The organism is Streptomyces sp. NPDC026301, from assembly GCF_055567935.1.
This window is the reverse complement of the sequence record NZ_JBVHPN010000001.1, coordinates 678,860-701,591: the sequence shown is the minus strand read 5'-3', so window position 1 is coordinate 701,591 and position 22,732 is coordinate 678,860. Positions and strand designations below refer to the sequence as shown.

Here is a 22,732-nt window from a genome sequence, read left to right as displayed (position 1 = left end):
CGCCCGGTTACATTTCGAACCCGGAAGCTAAGCCTTTCAGCGCCGATGGTACTGCAGGGGGGACCCTGTGGGAGAGTAGGACGCCGCCGAACAATTTTTCAGCTCCGGTCCCTGAACCTTCTGGTTCAGGGACCGGAGCTTTTTTGTTTTCGGGTGTGCCTGGCTGTCGGCCGGCGTTTGTTTCCGGACATGGTGGGGCCTCCTCGCCGGCCTGACCGCGGCCGATACGGGGCCCGCGGTACAAGGGGACGAACCGGGCAGGTAAAGTCATGGGGCATCGTCGCTACGTTCCCCACAGGAGGCCCACGGGTGGAGGTTCAGGAGACGCGGATCCAGACTGATCGCGTCCTCACCATCCCCAACATTCTGAGCATGGCGCGCCTGGTCGGCGTACCCGTGTTCCTGTGGCTGATTCTGTGGCCGGAATTCGGCGGTCCCAAGGCTGATGGTTGGGCGCTGCTGGTGCTGGCTCTGAGCGGCGTCAGTGACTATCTGGACGGCAAGCTCGCGCGCCGCTGGAATCAGATCAGCAGCCTGGGGCGCATTCTCGACCCGGCGGCCGACCGGCTGTACATACTGTCCACGCTGGTCGGTCTGACCTGGCGGGAGATCCTGCCGCTGTGGATCACGATTGCGCTGCTGGCCCGAGAGCTGATGCTGCTGATCGCGGTGGGCTGGCTCAGCCGGTACCGGTACGGACCGCCTCAGGTGAACTTCCTGGGCAAGGCGGCCACGTTCAACTTGATGTACGCGTTCCCGTTGCTGCTTCTCAGTGACGGAAGTGGCTGGCTGCATACACTCGCTGCTATTTTCGGATGGGCGTTCGCCGGATGGGGTACAACGCTCTACTGGTGGGCAGGAATCCTCTACGTGGTTCAGGTCCGTCGCATCATCAAGGCGGACGCCGCGGCCGACTGAGCTCGCCGAACCGGCAGCCGTGCGATGGCCGGGTGCCCAACGCGAGAGAAGTGGGCCATCTGGGCGGGTGAAGTCGGCTAGATCGTCGTCTCTTCGAGGAGGACGCTTCCGACATGAAGGCCGTTGTGATGGCGGGCGGCGAAGGCACGCGCCTTCGGCCCATGACTTCGAGCATGCCCAAGCCGCTGCTTCCGGTGGTGAACAGGCCGATCATGGAGCACGTGCTGCGGCTGTTGAAACGGCATGGCCTCAGCGAGACCGTAGTGACGGTGCAATTCCTGGCCTCGCTGGTAAAAAACTATTTCGGCGACGGCGAAGAGCTCGGCATGGAGCTCACGTACGCCAATGAGGAAAAGCCGCTCGGCACCGCCGGCAGCGTCAAGAACGCCGAGGAGGCGCTCAAGGACGATGCCTTCCTGGTGATCTCGGGCGATGCGCTCACCGACTTCGACCTGACCGACCTGATCCGTTTCCACAAGGAGAAGGGCGCCCTCGTCACCGTCTGTCTGACACGGGTGCCGAATCCGCTGGAGTTTGGTATCACGATTGTCGACGAGGACGGTCAGGTCGAGCGGTTCCTGGAAAAGCCGACCTGGGGCCAGGTTTTCTCCGACACCGTGAACACGGGCATCTACGTCATGGAGCCGGAGGTCTTCGACTACGTCGAGCCGGACGTTCCGGTGGACTGGTCCGGTGATGTGTTCCCGCAGCTCATGAAGGAGGGCAAGCCGATCTACGGCTATGTCGCCGAGGGCTACTGGGAGGATGTCGGTACACACGAGAGTTATGTGAAGGCCCAGGCCGACGTCCTCGAGGGAAAAGTCGATGTGGATATCGACGGCTTCGAGATGTCCCCGGGTGTGTGGGTGGCCGAGGGCGCCGAGGTTCACCCCGACGCCGTATTGCGCGGCCCGCTCTACATCGGCGACTACGCGAAGGTAGAGCCGGGCGTAGAGCTGCGCGAGCACACCGTCGTCGGCTCGAATGTCGTGGTGAAGAGCGGCGCGTTCCTGCACAAGGCCGTGGTGCACGACAACGTGTACATCGGGGAGCAGTGCAACCTCCGGGGCTGCGTCATCGGAAAGAACACCGATGTGATGCGGGCGGCCCGGATCGAGGACGGCGCCGTCATCGGCGACGAGTGCCTCATCGGTGAGGAATCGATCGTCCAGGGCAACGTCCGCGTCTATCCGTTCAAGACGATCGAGGCGGGCGCGTTCGTCAACACGTCGGTGATCTGGGAGTCCCGCGGCCAGGCGCACCTTTTCGGCGCCCGCGGCGTTTCCGGAATTCTGAACGTGGAAATCACGCCCGAGCTGGCGGTGCGGCTCGCGGGCGCATACGCGACGACCTTGAAGAAGGGTTCCTCGGTCACCACGGCGCGGGACCATTCACGGGGTGCCCGGGCGCTGAAGCGTGCGGTGATCTCCGCGCTGCAGGCGAGCGCCATCGATGTACGCGACCTCGAGAACGTGCCGCTTCCGGTGGCCCGTCAGCAGACCGCGAGGGGCAGTGCCGGCGGAATCATGGTGCGTACGACGCCGGGCGTGCCGGACTCCGTGGACATCATGTTCTTCGACGAGCGGGGCGCGGATCTCTCGCAGGGCGGTCAGCGCAAGCTGGACCGGGTGTACGCCCGCCAGGAGTACCGTCGCGCCTTCCCCGGCGAGATTGGTGACCTGCACTTCCCGTCCAGCGTCTTCGACTCGTACACCGGATCGCTGCTGCGGTCCGTGGACACGACCGGGATCGCGGAGGCCGGCCTCAAGGTCGTCGTGGACGCCTCGAACGGCAGCGCCGGTCTGGTGCTCCCCAGCCTGCTCGGCCGCCTCGGGGTGGACTCTCTGACGATCAACCCCGGTCTCGACGAGTCGCGGCCCACGGAGACCGAGGACGCGCGGCGGTCGGGCCTCGTACGGCTGGGCGAGATCGTCGCGTCGGCGCGCGCGGCCTTCGGGGTGCGCTTCGACCCCGTGGGTGAGCGGCTGTCCCTCGTTGACGAGCGGGGGCGGATCATCGAGGACGACCGCGCCCTGCTGGTCATGCTGGACCTGGTGGCCGCCGAGCGGCGCAGCGGGCGGGTGGCGCTGCCCGTGACCACCACCCGTATCGCCGAGCAGGTGGCGGCGTACCACGGTACGCAGGTGGAGTGGACGACCACTTCGCCCGACGACCTGACCCGGGTCGGCAGGGCGGACGACACGATCTTCGGCGGTGACGGCCGAGGTGGCTTCATCATCCCGGAGTTCGCGAGTGTCTTCGACGGCTCGGCCGCGTTCGTCCGGCTGATCGGCCTGGTGGCCCGTACGCAGCTCACGCTGAGCCAGATCGACGCGCGCATCCCGCGTGCCCACGTCCTCAAGCGCGACCTGGCGACCCCCTGGGCCGTCAAGGGTCTCGTGATGCGGCATGTGGTGGAGGCGGCCGGCGACCGCTCCGTGGACACCACGGACGGCGTGCGGGTCGTCGAGGCCGACGGGCGGTGGGTGCTGGTGCTGCCCGACCCGGCCGAAGCGGTGACGCACCTGTGGGCGGAGGGCCCGGACGACGCCTCCGCGCAGCAGCTGCTCGACGAGTGGGCGTCCGTCGTGGACAGCGCGGGCCGCTGACCCGAGTCCCCACCGGCGTGTCCCGATTCGGCGCGCCGGTGGGGCCATTGGGTGACTGCGCCGCCGACGTGCGACGATGTGCGGCATGTCGCAGCAGCACCCCGAACGGAGCAGCCCCGGACACGCTCCGCGCCCCGATGCCTCCATGTCGCTGCTGACCAATGTCATGGAGCACAGCCTCGATGACGGGTACGCCGAGGCGGCGGCCCGTAAGGCGGCGACGGCGGGGGGCCTGCCCCGTACGCTGCGGGCCAAGTTGGGCCTGGCGGCAGGGCTGGTCCTGGCCGCTGTGGTCGTCACGGTGGGCGCCGCCCAGGCGCGGATATCAGCACCGACCATGGCGAAGGAGCGCGAGGAGCTCATCGCCCGGATCGACCAGGGCACCGACAAGGCCGACCAGCTGCAGCAGCGCGTCGACTCGCTCCGTGAGGACGTCGACGACATGCAGCGCAGGGCGCTCAAGAAGAGCGGCGGCGAACGGGCCGACCTACTGGCGCTGCTGTCCGGCTCCACGCAGGTCACCGGGCCGGGCGTGAAACTGGTCGTGGACGACGCCAAGGAAGCGGAGACCGGCAGTGGCGGGCCCCGCGAGAGCACCGGCTTCTCCGACACCGGGCGGGTGCGCGACCGGGACATGCAGCGGGTGGTCAACGGCCTGTGGGCGTCCGGCGCCGAGGCCATCTCCGTCAACGGGCAGCGCCTCACGTCCCTCTCGGCGATCAGGGCGGCGGGAGACGCCATACTGGTCGACAACAAACCGCTGGCGCCTCCGTATACGGTGCTGGCGGTGGGGGACGGGCAGCGGCTGAGCACCACGTTCCAGGACAGCGCCGACGGCCAGTACCTGCATGTGCTGCAGCAGAACTACGGCGTCCGCACCAGGATTTCCACCGAGGGCGACCTCACGCTGCCGCCCGCGCCGAGCTTGATCGTACGTACCGCACAGCCGAAGACCGGTGCCGCGCAGCCGGGCGGCACCGACACAGGGAAGGGCACATCGTGATCGCCGTACTGGGCCTCATCGTGGGAGTCGTGGTCGGACTTGTCGTCCGCCCCGTGGTGCCGACGGTGGTCGAGCCCTACCTGCCGATCGCTGTCGTCGCGGCGCTGGACGCCGTGTTCGGCGGTCTGAGGGCGATGCTGGACGGCATTTTCGACGACAAGGTCTTTGTCGTCTCCTTCCTGTCCAATGTGGTCGTCGCCGCACTCATCGTCTTCCTCGGGGACAAGCTGGGTGTCGGCGCCCAACTCTCCACCGGTGTGGTCGTGGTGCTCGGCATCCGCATCTTCTCCAACGCCGCCGCGATTCGCCGGCACGTGTTCAGGGCGTGAGACCGATGGCATCCGACGAGCATGACGAGCATGACGAGCGCGACGAGACGCCGGGGAGCGAGGACGCGCAGGAGCGCGCCGAGTCGCCCGAGAGCGGCCGGACGGCCGGGCGCGACGAGGCCACGCCTGCTGAGGGCGGTACGGCGCAGAAACGTCCCGTGACACTCGGAAATGGCGAGCCGTCAGAAGACCGCGGTACTCCGGAGGGTGATGATGCCCCGGAGCGCCGCGAAACGCCCAAGGCGCCCGAGACGTCCGGTAAGCCCGAAGAGGGGGAGCGTACCGGGACGCCCGAGAAGCCCGTGACGCGCAGGTCGGACGAGGTGGACGCCCATCAGGCGGCGGCCGCGCAGGCCCCGAAGGAGGGGCCCGGCGAAGGCCGTCCGCAGCGTCCCGGCCCCGGCCGTCTGCAAGGCCCCCTCCAGGGCCCCGCCCAAGGGCGCCCGCCGCGCCCCGTACAGGGGCAGGCCGACCCTCAGGGCCGTCCGCCGCGCCCGGTACAGGGCCGCCCGCAAGGAGGGCCGCAGGCTCGCCCTCAGGGCGGCGGGCAGGCCGGCCCCCATGGTGCGCGCGGTCCCGTACGGGGGCGTCCGCAAGGGCCCGGTGGGCGGCTGCCCATGCCGCCCGAGCGGCAGGGCCCCGGCGGGCCTCCGCAGGGGCCGCAGCAGGGCCGTCCCGGTGGTGCGTCGGCAGCACCTCAGGGCGGCCGTCCCGCGGCCGCGGCGCCCTCGGGGGCGGAGCAGCGCGGCCCCGTAGGGCCCGGGCCGGCTCCCGCGTCCGGTCAGCCGTCCGCGGCGCGGCCGGATCCCGGAGGCGCGCCCCAGCTCACCGGCCGGGAGCGGCTGAAAGCCGGTCTGTGGCCGCCGCGGCTGAACCGGGCTCAATTGATTGCCGCGGTACTGCTGTTCATTCTCGGGCTGGGGCTCGCTATTCAGGTACGTTCCACCAGTGACAGCAGTGCGCTGCGCGGAGCGCGCCAGGAGGACCTGGTGCGCATCCTTGACGAGCTCGACGACCGCTCGCAGCGCCTGGAGGACGAGCAGCGGCGGTTGGAAGGTCAGAAGACCGAGCTGGAGAACAGCTCGGACCAGGCCGAGGAGGCCCGTAAGCAGACGGTGGAAAAAGAACAGCAGCTCGGGGTGCTGGCCGGTACGGTGGCGGCCGAGGGGCCCGGCATCTCGCTCACGATCGACGACCCGTCGCACTCCGTCGAGGCCGACAAGCTCCTGGACACGATCCAGGAGCTGCGCGCGGCCGGCGCGGAGGCCATTCAGGTCAACGACGTCCGTGTCGTGGCGAACACCTACGTCTCGGACGTGCGGGGCGGCGTGGAGATCGACGGGAAGCGGGTCGTGCAGCCGTTCCGTTTCAAGGTCATCGGTAAGCCCGAGGATCTGGAGCCGGCCCTGAACATCCCCGGCGGAGTGGTTCAGACATTGGAGAAGGAGCAGGCCACGGTGTCTGTGACCCGTCAGGACAAGATCGTCGTGAACGCCTTGCGCAAGGCGGAACGGCCCGACTACGCGCGGTCGTCGTCGCAGTGAGGCGGGAACGTATGGCGAGGCGTGCGACGGGGCATGAGGTAGCCGGGGGTCGGCGCACCGCACAAGTGGTGCGTGGTGGAAACTGTGTGAAGGCCTCGGACGTTGAATGGATGTCCGGATCGGCCGGTGTGTGCATCGAGGGTTCGTCCTGCCCCACGGGCGGGTCTGTTTCGTTCAAGGGGAATCGCCCGTGAGTTTTTTTGCGAAGCTGTTCGGCAAGAGTGACCGCAAGGACGGCGGCAACGCCTCTGCGCGGCACGCCGCGCCACGGCAGTCAGGTGAGCCGGCGGCCAATGAGGAGCGTCCGCTCTTCCGTGACGAGGTGGCCGGCCCGGCCGGTGGTACTTCCGGTGGTCAGCAGCCCGGTTCTGTTGACCCTGCCGCGTCCGGCCCCATAGGTTTCCAGGAACCATCAGCCGCTACGGGTGGAGGGTCCGCCTTGCCGGTTTGTACGAGGTGCGGGCACCGCAATGCCGAGGCGAGCCGGTTCTGCTCCAACTGCGGCGCGCCGCTGCGCGCCGGTGGGCAGGCCGAGCGTCCCTCCGAGACGACCTCGACCATCTCCATTTCGGGTATCGAGGCGTATGACGCGGAGGCGACGGGGCAGACCCCGATGCCTTCGCTGTCCCCCGAGGCCCAGGCCGCCGTGGACGCGCTGCCGCTCGGCTCCGCGCTCCTCGTCGTGCGCCGGGGTCCCAATTCCGGCAGCCGTTTCCTGCTGGACGGTGACCTGACCACGGCGGGCCGCCATCCGCAGAGTGACATTTTTCTGGACGACGTGACGGTCTCCCGCAGCCATGTGGAGTTCCGCCGCGGCCAGGACGGCGGCTTCACCGTCGCCGACGTCGGCAGCTTGAACGGCACCTACGTCAACCGCGAGCGGATCGACTCCGTTCCGCTGGCGAACGGCGACGAGGTGCAGATCGGCAAGTTCCGCCTGGTCTTCTACGCGAGCCAGCGGGGCGTCGGCATCTGACCGGCCAGGGAAGGCACATGCACCACACACCGTCCGGCGGTGTCGGTTCCTCCGGCACCGCCGCCGCGGGCGGCGAGCTGGTGAGCATCGGTACGGTGCTCAATCTGCTGCGCGACGAATTCCCCGAGGTCACGATCTCCAAGATCCGATTCCTGGAGTCGGAGGGCCTGGTCGAGCCGCAGCGTACGCCGTCCGGGTACCGCAAGTTCAGCACGGAGGACGTCGAGCGGCTGGCGGGCGTGCTGCGGATGCAGCGCGACCACTACCTGCCGCTGAAGGTCATCCGTGAGCACCTGGACGCCGTGGCGCGGGGTGAAGACGTGCAGCTCCCGGCGCCCGCCTCGGCGCCCAGGGAGTTCCTGGACGGTGTACAGGAGCCGTCCGGTGAGCATCCGACGGCCGCCCGGATCGGCCGCGACGAGCTGCTGGCCGCCACTGAGGTGGACGAGTCCGAGCTCGCGGACTGGGAGGCGTACGGTCTGCTCGCCCCGGCGTCCGACGGCGGGTACGGCATCGAAGCCGTCGCGGTCGCCAAGCTCGTCGCCGAGCTCGGCCGCTTCGGCCTGGAAGCGCGTCATCTGCGGGCGGTGAAGGCCGCGGCGGAGCGCGAGGCGGGCCTGATCGAGCAGGTCGTGGCGCCGCTGAAGCGGCACCGCAACCCGCAGACCAGGGCCCATGCGGAGGCCACGGCCAGGGAGCTGGCCACGCTCTCCGTACGACTTCATGCGGCCTTGGTCCAGGCCGCCCTCCACGTCCGGCTGCCGTGACCTTGGGTGCGGTCACCCCCGCCGAGGGGGTGCCCGACTACCCAAACCGGCCGGGCACGTCCTAGGGTTGCTGTGTGAACGAGCTCGACGTCGTGGGTGTCCGGGTGGAAATGCCTTCCAACCAACCGATCGTGCTGCTGCGCGAGGTGGGGGGCGACCGCTACCTGCCCATTTGGATCGGGCCGGGCGAGGCGACCGCCATCGCCTTCGCCCAGCAGGGCATGGCCCCTGCCCGGCCGCTGACGCACGACCTGTTCAAGGACGTGCTGGAGGCGGTGGGTCAGGAGCTGTCCCAGGTGCGCATCACGGACCTGCGGGAAGGCGTCTTCTACGCCGAGCTGGTTTTCGCCAGCGGCGTGGAGGTCAGCGCCCGCCCGTCCGACGCCATAGCGCTGGCGCTGCGCACGGGTACGCCGATCTACGGGACCGACGGGGTGCTGGACGATGCCGGCATCGCGATCCCGGACGAGCAGGAGGACGAGGTGGAGAAGTTCCGCGAGTTCCTCGACCAGATCTCGCCCGAGGACTTCGGCACCAACAGCCAGTAAGGCCGCAGGGGGCGCTGCGCCGTCAGAGAGCGAGCGGGGCGCACGGCCGCACACCCGGCGCACAACCCACCAGACATTCCCCGCATAAAGTCACGTGAAACCACTCGTAGGGTGATTATCACTCGGCGTGGCGAGCGCGGCGATCGTTGACGCACCCCGAGTGACTGCATACCGTCGATAAGGCAGGTCCCGTCCGGGACGTGAAGGACGGAGGTCGGCGTGGCAATCACCGGCGACGGTACGGCGGCGGGAGGGGCATTGCCGCTTCACAGTGGCGCGGCGAATCGTGCCCCGGCACAGGCCGCCGGGAAGCCGGCCGGCCCGGGCAGCGACACGGTCGGGTACCGAGGGCCGACGGCATGTGCCGCCGCGGGGATCACTTACCGGCAGCTGGACTACTGGGCGCGTACGGGACTGGTCGAGCCCAGCGTGCGGCCGGCCTACGGCTCGGGCACCCAGCGGCTCTACAGCTTCCGGGACGTCGTCGTCCTGAAGATCGTCAAGCGGCTGCTGGACACCGGCGTCTCGCTGCAGAACATCCGCACGGCCGTGCAGCACCTCGCCTCCCGCGACCTGTCCGATCTGGCGCAGATGACGCTGATGAGCGACGGCGCGACGGTGTACGAATGCACCTCGCCCGACGAGGTCGTCGATCTGCTCCAGGGTGGCCAGGGCGTCTTCGGCATCGCCGTCGGCGTGGTCTGGCGGGACGTGGAGGCCGGACTGTCCCAGCTGCACGGAGAGCGCGTGGACACCGGGGAGACCCTCATCGGCCACAATCCCCACGACGAGCTGGCCCGGCGGAGGAACCGCGCGGTCTAGAGCGCCCTGGCGGTACGGCGCGGGGGCGGACGCACGGTACGGAGCCGGTGCAGGCGCACGGTACGACGCGGGGCGCGAGAGCAGTCATGAGCAGTCCTACAGCTCGCGCGGAAGCCGGTGCGGGGCTCCCGCCGGAGCGCTCCCGGCCCGCCGCGAGGCCGATTGTCAGTGGCGTACGGCACCATCAGTGACGTGAGACGTGCGCCGACGATCCTGCATCTGGACATGGATGCGTTCTTCGCGGCCGCCGAGCAGGCGGCCAAGCCCAGCCTGCGCGGGAAGCCCGTGGTGGTGGGCGGCATCGGCGGGCGCGGCGTCGTCTCCACTGCGTCGTACGAGGCCCGCGTCTTCGGCGTCCGCTCGGCCATGCCCACGGCCCAGGCCCGCCGCCTCTGTCCCAACGCCGCCTACCTCACGCCCCGCTTCCACGTCTACCGCCAGGTGAGCGAAAAGGTGATGGCGCTGCTGCACGAGCTGTCGCCGCTGGTGGAGCCGCTGAGCCTGGACGAGGCGTTCGTGGATCTGGAGGCCGGCGGGGTCGCCGACGACGCCGCGTCGGCCCGTGCGGTGGGGGAGCGGCTGCGCCGCGACATCCTGGCGGTCACGGGACTGACCGGCTCGGTGGGGCTCGCGGGCGCGAAAATGCTCGCGAAGATCGCGTCCGAGCAGGCCAAGCCGGACGGCCTGGTGCTGATCGAGCCGGGCACCGAGCGCGAGCTGCTCGGGCCGATGACCGTGCGGACGCTGCCGGGCGTCGGCCCGGCCACGGCCGAGGCGCTGCGCAAGGCGGGGATCCACACGGTCGCGGAGACCGCCGAGGCCGGCGAGGCGGAGCTGGTGCGACTGCTGGGGCGGGCGCACGGCGCGGGGCTGTACGCGATGGCGCTCGGCCGGGACGACCGGCCCGTGGTCGCGGAGCGGGACGCCAAATCGGTCTCCGTCGAGGACACCTTCGAGGTGGACCTCACCGACCGTACGAGAGTCCGCGCCGAGGTGATGCGGCTGGCGGACCGGTGCGTGCAGCGGCTGCGCGCGGCCGGGCGCTCGGGCCGTACGGTCGTGCTGAAGGTCCGCAACTACGACTTCTCCACGCTGACCCGGTCCGAGACGCAGCGCGGGCCGACGGACGACCCGGCGGTGGTGCGGGAGGCGGCGGGGCGGCTGCTGGACCTGATCGACACGACGGGCGGGGTGCGGCTGCTCGGCGTCGGGGTGACCGGCCTCGCCGACTTCACGCAGGAGGACCTCTTCGCGCAGGTGGCGACGGAGCGGGCGGCCGAGGAGGCCCGGCTCGTCGAGGAGGCCAGGGCGGCAGCCGGGACGGCAGGGGCCGATGGGGCGGAAGAGGCCCAGGAGGCCGCTGAGCGGCCCAGGAAGTGGCTGCCGGGCCTGGACGTGGTCCACGCCGAGTACGGCCCCGGATGGGTCCAGGGAAGCGGCCTGGGGCGGGTCACCGTACGGTTCGAGCAGCCCTGGTCCGCGCCGGGACGGGTGCGGACGTTCCTGGTGGACGACCCTGCGCTGACGCCGGGGGAGGCGCTGCCCCTGGTGGGCGGCGGGCCGGACGCTCCGCCCGCGGCCGATGACGGCGCACATCCGCCCATAGCCTCGGATCCGCTCGCGCCGGCAGCCGCGGGTCCTCCTGCACCGACAGCCGTGGACGCACCGACAGCCGTGGACGCACCGACAGCCGTGGATCCGCCCGGCGCTCAGTCCTCCGGCGAGCCCGCTATCCGGCCGAAGTCCCGGTCGGCGGACCCGGCTGCCGGGCGGCCGGCGACGTCCTCCCCGGCGAGCTCCGCGTCCGTGGCGGAGATATCCAGCCGGTAGTGGTGGTAGAGCTGCAGTTCCTGCTCGGGCGAGAGGTGCCGGCCCACCCCGAAGTCCGGCGCGTCCTTGATCAGCTTCCGCTCGTACGGCACGTGCAGCGCCTCGTCGACCAGCCGGCTCGGCTCCAGCGGCACGAACGCGTCCCGGCTGAAGAGCCCCGTGCGGACCGCCGCCCACTCCGGCTCGCCGGTCGCGTCGTCCAGGTACACCTCGTCGATGGTGCCGATCTTGGTGCCGTGCCGGTCGAACGCCTTGCGGCCGATCAGACTGCGGGGATCGATATCGGTCTGCACGGTTCCTCCTACCTGCCGGAACTGCCCTGTGCACCCTACGAAACGGCACATTTCCCACCCTGGCCACTCGAGGGATGCCGAGCAGTCGCGCTGGTAGGCTGGTCAGCGATCGATGACCCCGTGCGGGAGAGCTCTCCGACCCCCGGGCCGGAGGCGCCGAAGGAGCAACTCCTCCCCGGAATCTCTCAGGCACACGTACCGCGCGGACGAGATCACTCTGGAAAGCAGGGCGGGCCACGGACAGTGCAGTACCGGAGCCCCTCCTCACCGACGGTGAAAACCGGACGCCGCGTGCGTTCCGGTGAAGCTCTCAGGTTGAGATGACAGAGGGGGAGGCCGTCCGGGCACCAGCGCCGTGGTGCCCTCGTAGGTCCCAGAGACCAGGAGGCCCCCGCAGATGACCACTCACCGCATCTCGTTGACCGAGTTGGAGCGCGGCACCCCCTTCGAGCAGCGCCACATCGGCCCCGACCAGGCGGCCCAGGCGAAAATGCTCGCGCACATCGGCTTCGGCTCGCTGGACGAACTGACCGCGGCCGCCGTCCCTGACGTGATCAAGAGCGCCGAGGCGCTGGACCTGCCCCAGGGCCGTACCGAAGCGGAGGTCCTGGACGAGCTGCGGGCGCTCGCCGACCGCAACCACGTGCTGTCCTCCATGATCGGCCTGGGCTACTACGGCACGTTCACGCCGCCGGTCATCCTGCGCAACGTCATGGAGAACCCGGCCTGGTACACCGCGTACACCCCGTACCAGCCGGAGATCTCGCAGGGCCGCCTCGAAGCCCTGCTGAACTTCCAGACCATGGTCGCCGACCTCACCGGGCTGCCCACCTCCGGCGCCTCGCTGCTCGACGAGGGCACCGCGGCCGCCGAGGCCATGGCGCTCTCCCGTCGCGTCGGCAAGGTCAAGAAGGGCGTCTTCCTCGTCGACGCCGACTGTCTGCCGCAGACCGTCGCCGTCATAGAGACCCGCGCCGAGCCCACCGGCGTCGAGGTCGTCGTCGCCGACCTGAGCGACGGCATCCCCGCCGAGATCGCCGAGCGCGGCGTCTTCGGCGTCCTGCTGCAGTACCCCGGCGCGTCCGGCGCGGTCCGCGACCCCCGCGCGCTCATCGAACAGGCTCACGAACTTGGCGCGATCGTGACCGTCGCCGCCGACCTCCTGGCCCTGACCCTCCTCACCTCGCCCGGCGAGCTCGGCGCCGACATCGCGGTCGGCACGACGCAGCGCTTCGGTGTGCCGATGGGCTTCGGCGGCCCGCACGCCGGCTTCATGGCCGTCCGCGAGAAGTTCGCCCGCAGCCTCCCCGGCCGCCTGGTCGGCGTCTCCGTCGACGCCGACGGAAACAAGGCGTACCGCCTGGCCCTGCAGACCCGCGAGCAGCACATCCGCCGCGAGAAGGCCACCAGCAACATCTGCACCGCGCAGGTCCTCCTCGCCGTCATGGCCGGCATGTACGCCGTCTACCACGGCCCCGAGGGCCTGGCCGCGATCGCCCGCCGCACCCACCGCTACGCCGCCGTCCTCGCCGAGGGCCTGCGCGCCGGCGGCATCGACGTCGTGCACGGCACGTACTTCGACACCCTCACCGCGCGGGTCCCCGGCCGCGCCGCCGAGATCGTCGCCGCCGCCCGCGAGGCCGGCGTCAACCTCCGCCACGTCGACGCCGACCTCGTCGGCATCGCCTGCGACGAGACCACCGGGCGCGCCCAGCTCACCGCCGTGCTCGGCGCCTTCGGCGTCCAGGGCGACATCGAGCAGCTGGACGCGGCCGCCGCCGACGCGCTGCCCGAGTCCCTGCTGCGCGGCGACGACTACCTCGCCCACCCGGTCTTCCACCAGCACCGCTCCGAGACCGCGATGCTGCGCTACCTGCGCACCCTCGCCGACCGCGACTACGCGCTGGACCGCGGCATGATCCCGCTCGGCTCCTGCACGATGAAGCTGAACGCGACCACCGAGATGGAGCCGGTGACCTGGCCGCAGTTCGGTCAGCTGCACCCCTTCGCGCCGGTCGACCAGGCGCAGGGTTACCTCACCCTCATCCAGGAGCTGGAGGAGCGCCTCGCCGTCGTCACCGGCTACGACAAGGTCTCCCTCCAGCCCAACGCCGGTTCGCAGGGCGAGCTCGCGGGCCTGCTGGCGGTGCGCGCGTACCACCGCGCCAACGGTGACGAGCAGCGCACCGTCTGCCTCATCCCGTCCTCCGCGCACGGCACCAACGCCGCCAGCGCCGTGATGGCCGGCATGAAGGTCGTCGTCGTCAAGACCGGCGAGGACGGCGAGGTCGACACCGACGACCTGCACGCCAAGATCGAGCAGTACCGTGACGAGCTGGCCGTCCTGATGGTCACCTACCCGTCCACGCACGGCGTGTTCGAGGAGCACATCACCCAGATCTGCGCGGCCGTGCACGACGCGGGCGGCCAGGTCTACGTCGACGGCGCCAACCTCAACGCGCTGGTCGGCGTCGCCGAGCCGGGCAAGTTCGGCGGCGACGTCTCGCACCTGAACCTGCACAAGACCTTCTGCATCCCGCACGGTGGCGGCGGCCCCGGCGTCGGCCCGGTCGGCGTGCGCGCGCACCTCGCGCCGTACCTCCCCAACCACCCGCTGCAGCCCACCGCGGGACCCGAGACCGGCGTCGGCCCGATCTCCGCGGCGCCCTGGGGCTCGGCCGGCATTCTGCCGATCTCCTGGGCGTACGTCCGCCTCATGGGCGGCGAGGGCCTCAAGCACGCCACCCAGGTCGCGGTGCTGTCCGCCAACTACATCGCCAAGCGCCTGGAGCCGCACTACCCCGTGCTCTACACCGGCCCCGGCGGCCTGGTCGCGCACGAGTGCATCATCGACGTACGGCCGCTGACCAAGGCCACCGGCGTCAGCATCGACGACGTCGCCAAGCGCCTGATCGACTACGGCTTCCACGCGCCGACGATGTCCTTCCCCGTGGCCGGCACGCTCATGATCGAGCCGACCGAGAGCGAGGACCTCGCCGAACTGGACCGTTTCTGCGACGCGATGATCGCCATCCGCGCGGAGGTCGAGAAGGTCGGCACGGGGGAGTGGGACAAGGAAGACAACCCGCTGCGCAACGCCCCGCACACCGCCGCCTCCCTCACCGGCGAGTGGACCCACCCGTACACCCGTGAGGAAGCCGTGCACCCGGCCGGCGTGGACGCCGCGGCGAAGTACTGGCCGCCGGTGCGCCGCGTCGACGGTGCCTTCGGCGACCGCAACCTCGTGTGCTCCTGCCCGCCGCTGGAGGACTACGACGGCTGACGGCCGTCCGGCGCCCGTGCCGTTCGGGACGGGCGCCGACATACCAAAGGGCCCTCGGCGATCTCCGCCGGGGGCCCTGCTCGTTCCCGCTCACCGCGTCAGGCCGCGGTGACGACCTGCCCGGTGCCCATCGGCCGGTGCGGGTCGATGACCTGCCCGTCCGGCAGGAGCTCACCGGTGTCCTCGAAGAGGAGGACGCCGTTGCACAACAGGCTCCAGCCCTGCTCCGGGTGGTGCGCCACAAGATGGGCGGCCTCCCGGTCGGCTGATTCTGCTGACGGACACGGTGGCTGGTGCTGGCACATGGATGCTGTCTTTCGCTGCGGTGTGGTGGTGGACGTCTTCCTGCGGCTCGATGCACGGTTCATCGCCGCTCCCCCCGTTCGGTAGTTCGCTCCCAGTGTTGCCCTACGGGCGTGATTCCGCAGGGATTTCGCAGCAGCAGTACTTACTGGATGAAGACGCATCACCCGTGCGGGCGGTTGCCGCTTCTTGTACCGCACCTCTGGGTGGTCCTGACTGGTCATTGTGGGCTAGTCACCCGGCGGAACGGTGCGTTCGGGGGAGCGCGGGACAGCAGTGCGCCCCGCGGTGAGGAGAACCGCGGGGCGCACTCCGGCGAATCGGTACCCACCCGGCACACGGCGCTTCGAGGGACGCCGCGTCCCGGGACCCTAGGCCGGCGAGCCCAGCAGGGACGCGGGCGTGAGGCGGAGCGTGAGGCGGGACAGGAGCTCGGCGACACGGTGCGGCCGGTGGGCGGCGATGCCGGGAGGAGCCGGGGCGAGTGGGACCAGCAGGTCCCCCGCCGCCGGGCAGCCTTCGGCACCGTCCGCCGTGATGTCCTCGTGCAGCCACAGCGTGAGCATGTACAGCTCCGGTACGGACAGCAGCCGTGGCTGGTACGCCGTGGGCACGGATTCGGCCTGGTGCAGCGCCCGTTCGATCGCGGACACGTACGGACCCTCGCCGAAGTGCGAGAACGCCCAGCCGTCCGGCGTGAGCATGGCGTCCGCAGTGGCCAGCGCATGCTCGCCGCCGCGGATGAGGAATCGCCAGCCGGTCAGGCGGGTACGCGGGGTGCCGCGACGGGAGACGTCGTCGAGTACATGGACGGGCAGGGGGCGTTCGGGACGCAGGGGCCCTTGGTGGACACGGAGGGCGGGGGTCGGGGCCTCACGTACGGCGGCAGGAGAACCGAGGGCGGTGAGGACGCTGCGCAGGGCGGGAGCGGGAGCAGGGGGTACATGCAGCGGCATGGTGGGTCGCCTCTCACTTGGGAGACACGGTGGTGCTGGGCAAGTGCGGACGGCGCTGTCAGCAGACGGGAGCAGAGCGTGGCCGACCGGGGCCATGGCCCGGCGGGGGTGTCAGCCGCTGTGCCTCAGCCTCGGAAATGCCCCGCTAGCTGGGCGCCAACTCTCTGCCTCGTCCACGAAGTTTATACGACAGGTGTTCAGTGCTTGTTTCGGCTACCGCTGACGGAGATTTTTGGCAAGTCGTATTACGGCCCGTTCTCCACGGTGTTTTCGATGCAATTATGCACCCCGCCGGTCCGCGGACCTCGGATTACCCCGGCGACGCGGTCGGCCTGATGTCATCGTGCTTTGGAACAGGGCCAATGCAGGGGGCCCGGGCCCCCTCGGTATGCCCTCGGAATGTGCCATTCGGCTTGCCCTCCCCAGCCTATCGGGGGCACCCGGCCCCCCGAGGCGTTATCGAACCGATTGCCGGGCATCATCGACCGCACGGGCCCGCAGCCGCGGGCCGGCCACGCCAGGAGGGACGCTTCGATGGGGGAGAAGGTCACGGCCGGTGAAATTGAGCACGACGACCGGCAGCGTTATCGAAGAAGGTTGAGCGAGTGCCTGGAGAGTTTGGCGAGGCTGCTGGACGAGAAGCGCTTCGACCGCCCGAAGAACCTCATGGGCCTAGAGATAGAATTGAATCTTGCCAGCGCCGACGGCATGCCCCGGATGATGAACTCCGAGGTGCTGGAGCGCATCGCCAGCCGGGATTTCCAGACCGAGCTCGCCCAGTTCAATCTTGAAGTCAATATCCTGCCGCACCGCCTCTCCGGGCGCGTGCTGGACCAGCTCGCCGAAGAACTGCGCACCGGCCTCGCCTACGCCGACCGCAAGGCCCGCGAGGTCGCCGCCCGTATCGTGATGATCGGCATTCTGCCCACGCTCACCGCCGCGGACCTGGTCTCGTCGAACCTCTCCGAGGCCGACCGCTACACACTCCTCAACAACGAGATGCGGGCCGCACGCGGCGAGGACTTCGAGATCGACATCGAAGGGGTGGAGCGGCTCACCGCCACCTCACCCTCCATCGCCCCCGAAGCCGCCTGCACCTCCGTACAACTGCACCTCCAGGTCACCCCCGAGCGCTTCGCCCCCGTATGGAACGCCGCCCAGGCGCTGACCGCCGTCCAGGTCGCCATCGGCGCCAACTCGCCCTTCCTCTTCGGCCGCGAACTGTGGCGCGAGTCCCGGCCCCCCGTCTTCCAGCAGTCCACCGACACCCGCCCGCCCGAACTCCAGACCCAGGGTGTCCGCCCGCGCACCTGGTTCGGCGAGCGCTGGGTGGAGTCGGCGCACGACCTCTTCGAGGAGAACGTCCGCTACTTCCCCCCGCTGCTGCCCAAGTGCGGCGAGGAGGACCCGCTCGCCGTACTGGAGAAGGGCGGCGTGCCGGAGCTCTCCGAACTCGTCCTGCACAACGGCACGGTCTACCGCTGGAACCGCCCCGTCTACGCCGTCACCGAAGGCGTCCCCCACCTCCGCGTCGAGAACCGCGTGCTGCCGGCCGGCCCCACAGTGACCGACGTCATCGCCAACGCCGCCTTCTACTACGGCCTCGTGCGGGCCCTGGCCGACGAACCCCGGCCCATCTGGACCCGGCTGCCGTTCGCTGCCGCCGCCGAGAACTTCGACACCGCCTGCCGCTACGGCATCGACGCCGCCCTCCAATGGCCGCGCCCCGGTCGCTCCGGTGGCATCGCCCAGATCCCCGCCGTACGCCTCGTCCTCCAGGAACTGCTGCCGATGGCCGCCGCCGGACTGGACGGCTGGGGCGTGGCGCCGGCCGACCGGGACCACTACCTCGGCGTCATCGAGGCCCGCTGCCGACGCCGCGTCAACGGCGCCTCCTGGCAGGCCACTGCCTTCCACCGTGCTCTGCAGACCGGCCTGGACCGCGAGGAAGCCCTGGCCGCGATGACCCGGCGGTACAGCGAACTGATGCATGAGGGACAGCCGGTGCATGAGTGGCCGTTGGAGGGGGTTGTGTAGGGGATGGCGGCTTTAGGGGCAGCTCTGTATGTGAGGGCTGTGTGAGGTGAGGAGGGGGCGTACGAGCCTGGCCGTACGCCCCCACTCCCTGGCCGTCCGGAGCGCGGCCCCCCCGTGCTGGCGGCCTGCGGCCCTTCGGGCAAGCTGTGATCTCCTCCACGCGGATGGCGCCCGTACTCGCGTACTCGGCTTGTCGCGCGCGATCTTCGTACCTGCTGTTCGAGACCTGAGACCCTGGCGGGGCAGTGGAGGCGTACCGGCGCTATCGCGGAACTGGAGGCAGGCGTGCAGTCCGAAGTGCACCCCGTGGCTGAATCTCTCCCCGACGAGGACCCGCCCGGCAGCCTCGCCCGCAGCACACTGAGAAGCGAGACGCTGATCGTCCTCGCGCTCTCCGTCGGCGCCAGCGCGGTGTCCGCCCTCATCAGCTTCGCGGGATCACTCACCAAGCCCGGCGGCCTGAAGGACCAGGCGGCGAACCTCAACAGCTCGCAGGCGCCCGGCCGCCCATGGCTGGATCTCGCCTGGCAGCTCTTCGGGATCGCCACCGCGCTGGTACCCGTACTGCTCGTCGCCCACCTGCTGCTCAGAGAGCGCGCGGGCGGCCTGCGCGCCCTCGGGTTCGACCGCCGGCGCCCCGGCTTCGACCTCGGGTGGGGACTCGTGGTGGCGGCCGGCATCGGGGGCAGCGGTCTGCTGCTCTACCTGGGGGCCAGGGCGGCCGGGGCCAACCTCACCGTCGTACCGGAATCCCTGCCCGACGTGTGGTGGAAGTTCCCGGTGCTGATCGCCTCCGCGCTGCAGAACGCCGTACTGGAAGAAGTGATCGTCCTCGGCTACCTGCTGCGCCGCCTCGGCCAGTTGGGATGGTCACCGATGGCCGCACTCGTGGCCAGCTCGGTCCTCCGCGGCTCGTACCACCTGTACCAGGGCATCGGCGGCTTCATCGGCAACATGGTGATGGGCGCACTCTTCGTACTTATCTACCGCCGCTGTGGACGAATCGCCCCCCTCGTCGCCGCCCATGCCATCATCGACATCATCGCGTTCGCCGGCTACGCCCTCCTGGCGGGGAGAGTGGGGTGGCTGCCTACGGGGTGAGGGGGTTGGGGGAGGTGGGGTGGGGGTGGGGGGAGCCCCCCCCAGAGGCCCGCCGAGAAAAATTCCCCCCGCCCCGCCCCGCCCCCTACCTCCCGCTGCCCCACCCCCATCCCTGCCCCTCACCCCTCAGCCCACGCCCCCGCCCGCGCCGCCTCCGTCAGTTCGCCGTCGATGACCGTCACCGCGCTGCCGGTCAGCAGCGTGCGGTCGCCGCGCAGTGCGGTGCGCACGAATCCGGTACGGGCGGAGCCCTGCAGGCCGGTCAGTTCGTCGCGGCCCAGCCGCTGCGACCAGAAGGGCGCGAGCGCGGTGTGCGCGCTCCCCGTCACGGGGTCCTCGTCGATGCCGACGCCCCGGAAGAAGCACCGCGTGGCGAAGTCGTAGCCCCCGTCCGGGTCCTCGGCGCGCGCCGTCGCGATCACGCCCCGGCTGCCGAACCGGGTCAGCGCCGCGAGATCGGGAGACAGTTCGCGTACGGTCCGCTCGTCCGCCACCTCCACGAGCAGGTCCCCCACCTGCGGCCCGGTCTCGTACGTGGAGACCGGCTCGGTACCGAGCGCGGCGGCCAGCCCCGGCGGTACGGGTACCGCGGTGAGCGGCGCCGTCGGGAAGTCCATGGTGAGGGAACCGTCGGCCGATGCCGTGGTGGTCAGCACGCCGCTGCGGGTCGAGAAGCGGACCGTTCCGGTGGCCGTCCCGGTGGAGTGCAGTACGTGCGCGGTGGCGAGCGTGGCGTGGCCGCACATGTCGACCTCGGTGGCGGGAGTGAGCCAGCGCAGCGCCCAGTCGGCGTCGTCGCTGTCCGGCAGCGGCAGCGCGAACGCGGTCTCGGAGAGGTTCACCTGGGCCGCCACCTGCTGCAGCCAGTACTCGTCGGGGAAGGACGGGCCGTCCAGCAGCACGACTCCCGCCGGGTTGCCGGCGAAGGGGCGGTCGGTGAACGCGTCGACGATTCGGATTCTCATGGCGCGAGCCTAAGCACCGGAGATCGGCACCAACGAGGGCCAATTCCAGGAAATTGGCCTGGGTTGGAGGACCGAATGGACTGTTTCCCTCAAGCCAGTTCCCGAACCGTACGCCCAACACGCCCCGAACTCCCAGGGGTTCCGGCCCGCCGCCACTGGCGCGCCGGCAAAAACCTGCCAACGGATCCTTGCCGACCGAACGCTTCCGATATATCGTTGAAGCATCGTGACAGATCAACGATGGGAGTGACGTAAAAATGCGTTCACATGGACACGAACACTGGGGAGCCGGGCGTCATGGTGGCGGCGGCCGGGGTGAGTACGAGGGGCGGCGTGCCGCCTTCGGGCCGTTCGGGCCGCCCTTCGGCGGGCCTCCGTTCGGCGGCGGCCGGGGCCGGGGAGGCCCGCGCGGCCGGGCGCGGCGTGGTGACGTGCGCGCCTCGATCCTGGCGCTTCTCAAGGACCGTCCGATGCACGGTTACGAGATGATCCAGGAGATCGCCGAGCGCAGCGGCGGTACGTGGAAGCCGAGTCCCGGCTCCGTGTACCCGACCCTTCAGCTCCTGGAGGACGAGGGCCTGATCGCCAGCCGGAGCGAGGGCGGCAAGAAGCTGTTCGAGCTCACCGATGAGGGGCGTACGGCTGCGGAGAGCGGCTCGGACGCCCCCTGGGAAGAAGCCGGCCGCGGCGTGGACTGGGAGGCGATGCACGAGGTCCGCAAGGCGGGCGGCGGCCTGGTCGAAGCGTTTCGGCAGGTGTGGGCGACCGGGACACCCGAGCAGCGGGAGAAGGCGATCACGGTCGTCAATCGAGCACGGAAGGAGCTCTACCTGATCCTCGCCGAGGACGAGTGAGCGAAGCCCGCGAGTGCCCGAGCGCGAAGCTCGAAGCGCGAAGCTCGAAGCGCGGGGAACAGGGGAGGCGGGAAGGCGCCAAGGCGAGGCAAGAGGGCGCGAAGCCGTGGCCGGCCGGTGTACAGGCCGGCCACGGCTTTCGTGATCAGGTGACCAGTCGCGCGAGTTTGCTGAGCGACTCCTGGAGTGCGGACGTCGCCGAGTCCTTGAGCTTGCCGGCCATCAGCGACACGGCCGCGCCGGTGAACGAGCCGTCGATCCGTACGGTCGTGGTGCCGGCCCGCGCCCCGGCCGTCGCCTCACTCTCCGGTACGAGCGCATACCGCATACCGAGGGTTACGCCCATCGGGCCCTTGCCCTGAATGTCGAGCAGGCGGGCGGGCTCCGCGGCCCGTACCGTCCAGGTCACCTCGGCCGGAAAGCCCATGAGCTTCATGTTCTCGGCGTAGCTGACCCCTGGCTCCAGCGTCGCCGGACCCCCTTCGGGGAAGCTGGTGTGGGTGGCATTCCACTGGTCGTAGCCGTCGAAATCGGTCAGGCGGTCCCATATCTTCTCCGCCGGTGCTTCTATGCGTGCCTGGGCGGTGACATCGGCCATGCGGGCACCCCTTGGTGACGGCCCGGGAGGCCGTCCGGTCGGTGACTGGGCCTGACCGGGAAGCGTCCGGTCCGGTCCGGTTCGATTCGGAACCGGACGGGTCCGAGTGTGCGTGGGGTCAGGCGAGTCCTGAGTGGTGCCGCGGAAGGTAGCCGCCGGAGGCGCAAGGTTCAATACTGATGGGCCATCAGGTACTGCAGGGGGCGCGCGTCCGTGCCTCTGTCGCAGCCTTGATCACCCCTCCCGCGCCGGTCATATCCTCCGTAGGGATGAGATTTCGTTCTCGCGTACCCAACCACGGTGGGATGCGCAAATGCTCCCTCCCGGGGATGTTCCGGTAGCAAGAGGCTGGTGGGGTGGGTTCTGTGCAAAACCGTACTGCGTACAACAGCGGAGGGGGTCCGTCGCCGGAGGACCTCGACGCTTGCCTGACCGCTCAGCTCGCGTCGGTGCTGTCGGCTGCCCGCAGGCGGGCCACGCGCGACGGGGACCGGCAGGTGGACACGGCTCACCTCCTGCACGGCCTCCTCGAATCCGACCCCGCCGTACGGGAGATGGTCGACCCCGAGGGCGGCCGGATCGCACGCCTCCTCGGCTACCTCGTCCAGCGCAGCATCGGTTACGGACGGCAGTGGTACGGCACGGTGGAGGACTCCGGGGCGGTGCCGATGGTGGCCGAGGGCGGCGTCCCGGGCTGGTCACCGGCTGCTGCGGCTGCCATGGACGGCGCGCGGGACCGCGCGCACGCCCGCTACGCCGTCCATGCCGAATGCCTCGATCTGCTGGCCGCGCTCGTGGACGACACGGAATGCCGTGCCGTCGAGGTACTGCGCCGGGCCTCGATCGACACGGCGCAGCTCGCGGCACGCCTGGACGGGCAGACGCAGGACGCCATGATGGAGGACGCGATGATGGAGGACGAGCGGTAATTCCCGCACGGCGCGGTGCCGTCACCGAACCGTCGCCGCACCGTCCACTGCGCCGCCCTCTGACCCT

At 70.2% G+C, this 22,732-nt stretch carries 19 protein-coding genes, 1 rRNA gene, 1 pseudogene and 1 riboswitch; of the genes and pseudogenes, 16 read left to right on the top strand and 5 right to left on the bottom strand.

The genetic code is table 11. From position 1 onward, the window contains the following. The 11 genes from rrf to ACZ4MH_RS03010 all read left to right on the top strand — a co-directional run. Window positions 1-92, top strand: a 5S ribosomal RNA gene (gene rrf / locus ACZ4MH_RS03060); the annotation flags it as partial. A 217-nt stretch (window positions 93-309) separates the two neighbouring features. Then, the gene (locus ACZ4MH_RS03055; RefSeq protein ID WP_223732209.1) at window positions 310-918 is read left to right on the top strand and encodes a CDP-alcohol phosphatidyltransferase family protein; all 609 of its coding nucleotides are present in this window, start codon (window positions 310-312) and stop codon (window positions 916-918) included. A 113-nt stretch (window positions 919-1,031) separates the two neighbouring features. Further along, window positions 1,032-3,527: a mannose-1-phosphate guanyltransferase gene (locus tag ACZ4MH_RS03050; RefSeq protein WP_351593200.1), complete on the top strand. Its 2,496-nt coding sequence runs from the start codon at window positions 1,032-1,034 to the stop codon at window positions 3,525-3,527. An 85-nt stretch (window positions 3,528-3,612) separates the two neighbouring features. After that, a complete protein-coding gene (locus tag ACZ4MH_RS03045; RefSeq protein WP_351593198.1) occupies window positions 3,613-4,530 on the top strand; it encodes a DUF881 domain-containing protein in 918 nt (305 codons plus the stop codon). After that, a complete protein-coding gene (locus ACZ4MH_RS03040) occupies window positions 4,527-4,859 on the top strand; it encodes a small basic family protein (protein ID WP_003984969.1) in 333 nt (110 codons plus the stop codon). Before ACZ4MH_RS03045 ends, ACZ4MH_RS03040 begins: the two co-directional genes overlap by 4 nt. A gap of 617 nt (window positions 4,860-5,476) precedes the next feature. Continuing rightward, complete coding sequence (locus tag ACZ4MH_RS03035; protein WP_351593196.1) at window positions 5,477-6,403, top strand: DUF881 domain-containing protein; 927 nt, start codon at window positions 5,477-5,479, stop codon at window positions 6,401-6,403. 106 nt (window positions 6,404-6,509) lie between these two features. Then, window positions 6,510-7,379, top strand: a complete 870-nt coding sequence (locus tag ACZ4MH_RS03030; RefSeq protein WP_467753886.1) for an FHA domain-containing protein — start codon at window positions 6,510-6,512, stop codon at window positions 7,377-7,379. A 17-nt stretch (window positions 7,380-7,396) separates the two neighbouring features. Beyond that, entirely contained in the window at window positions 7,397-8,146 is a 750-nt protein-coding gene (ftsR, locus tag ACZ4MH_RS03025) for a transcriptional regulator FtsR (RefSeq protein WP_351593192.1), read from the top strand. 74 nt (window positions 8,147-8,220) lie between these two features. Further along, window positions 8,221-8,694, top strand: a complete 474-nt coding sequence (locus ACZ4MH_RS03020) for a bifunctional nuclease family protein (RefSeq protein WP_030263902.1) — start codon at window positions 8,221-8,223, stop codon at window positions 8,692-8,694. A 219-nt stretch (window positions 8,695-8,913) separates the two neighbouring features. Continuing rightward, window positions 8,914-9,516, top strand: coding sequence for a MerR family transcriptional regulator (locus ACZ4MH_RS03015; protein ID WP_467753883.1), 603 nt, complete (start codon window positions 8,914-8,916; stop codon window positions 9,514-9,516). 192 nt (window positions 9,517-9,708) lie between these two features. Next, entirely contained in the window at window positions 9,709-11,346 is a 1,638-nt protein-coding gene (locus ACZ4MH_RS03010) for a DNA polymerase IV (protein WP_351593187.1), read from the top strand. On the opposite strand, the pseudogene ACZ4MH_RS03005 reads toward ACZ4MH_RS03010, so the two are convergent. Continuing rightward, window positions 11,232-11,639, bottom strand: a pseudogene (locus tag ACZ4MH_RS03005) (PRC-barrel domain-containing protein); the annotation flags it as partial. The gene ACZ4MH_RS03010 and the pseudogene ACZ4MH_RS03005 overlap by 115 nt on opposite strands. A gap of 113 nt (window positions 11,640-11,752) precedes the next feature. Then, window positions 11,753-11,850, top strand: a riboswitch (glycine riboswitch). A gap of 186 nt (window positions 11,851-12,036) precedes the next feature. Between ACZ4MH_RS03005 and gcvP the strand changes: the two are divergent. Beyond that, entirely contained in the window at window positions 12,037-14,922 is a 2,886-nt protein-coding gene (gene gcvP / locus ACZ4MH_RS03000) for an aminomethyl-transferring glycine dehydrogenase (protein WP_351593184.1), read from the top strand. A 98-nt stretch (window positions 14,923-15,020) separates the two neighbouring features. Here the strand turns inward: gcvP and ACZ4MH_RS02995 are convergent, their stop codons facing one another. Both ACZ4MH_RS02995 and ACZ4MH_RS02990 read right to left on the bottom strand, forming a co-directional pair. Next, the gene (locus ACZ4MH_RS02995; protein ID WP_030263889.1) at window positions 15,021-15,227 is read right to left on the bottom strand and encodes a DUF5999 family protein; all 207 of its coding nucleotides are present in this window, start codon (window positions 15,225-15,227) and stop codon (window positions 15,021-15,023) included. 369 nt (window positions 15,228-15,596) lie between these two features. Then, entirely contained in the window at window positions 15,597-16,181 is a 585-nt protein-coding gene (locus tag ACZ4MH_RS02990) for a hypothetical protein (RefSeq protein WP_351593181.1), read from the bottom strand. Between the two features lie 534 nt (window positions 16,182-16,715). Between ACZ4MH_RS02990 and ACZ4MH_RS02985 the strand changes: the two genes are divergently transcribed. Both ACZ4MH_RS02985 and ACZ4MH_RS02980 read left to right on the top strand, forming a co-directional pair. Further along, complete coding sequence (locus ACZ4MH_RS02985; protein ID WP_351593179.1) at window positions 16,716-18,218, top strand: glutamate-cysteine ligase family protein; 1,503 nt, start codon at window positions 16,716-16,718, stop codon at window positions 18,216-18,218. A gap of 306 nt (window positions 18,219-18,524) precedes the next feature. After that, window positions 18,525-19,319 (top strand): CPBP family intramembrane glutamic endopeptidase, encoded by a 795-nt coding sequence (locus ACZ4MH_RS02980; RefSeq protein ID WP_351593176.1) that lies wholly within the window; start codon window positions 18,525-18,527, stop codon window positions 19,317-19,319. A gap of 119 nt (window positions 19,320-19,438) precedes the next feature. Here ACZ4MH_RS02980 and ACZ4MH_RS02975 read toward each other — a convergent pair whose 3' ends face one another. Further along, window positions 19,439-20,284, bottom strand: coding sequence for a PhzF family phenazine biosynthesis protein (locus ACZ4MH_RS02975; protein WP_351593173.1), 846 nt, complete (start codon window positions 20,282-20,284; stop codon window positions 19,439-19,441). A 257-nt stretch (window positions 20,285-20,541) separates the two neighbouring features. On the opposite strand from ACZ4MH_RS02975, the gene ACZ4MH_RS02970 reads away from it, so the two are divergent. Further along, window positions 20,542-21,138 carry a PadR family transcriptional regulator gene (locus ACZ4MH_RS02970; RefSeq protein ID WP_351593171.1) on the top strand — a complete coding sequence of 199 codons (597 nt, stop codon included), beginning with the start codon at window positions 20,542-20,544 and terminating at the stop codon, window positions 21,136-21,138. A 145-nt stretch (window positions 21,139-21,283) separates the two neighbouring features. Here the strand turns inward: ACZ4MH_RS02970 and ACZ4MH_RS02965 are convergent, their stop codons facing one another. Continuing rightward, on the bottom strand, window positions 21,284-21,736 hold the full coding sequence (locus ACZ4MH_RS02965) for a type II toxin-antitoxin system Rv0910 family toxin (protein WP_351593169.1): 453 nt from the start codon (window positions 21,734-21,736) through the stop codon (window positions 21,284-21,286). 365 nt (window positions 21,737-22,101) lie between these two features. Here ACZ4MH_RS02965 and ACZ4MH_RS02960 point away from each other — a divergent pair, with 365 nt between their 5' ends. Then, window positions 22,102-22,665, top strand: a complete 564-nt coding sequence (locus ACZ4MH_RS02960) for a Clp protease N-terminal domain-containing protein (RefSeq protein WP_351593166.1) — start codon at window positions 22,102-22,104, stop codon at window positions 22,663-22,665. The last annotated feature ends 67 nt before the right edge of the window (window positions 22,666-22,732 follow it).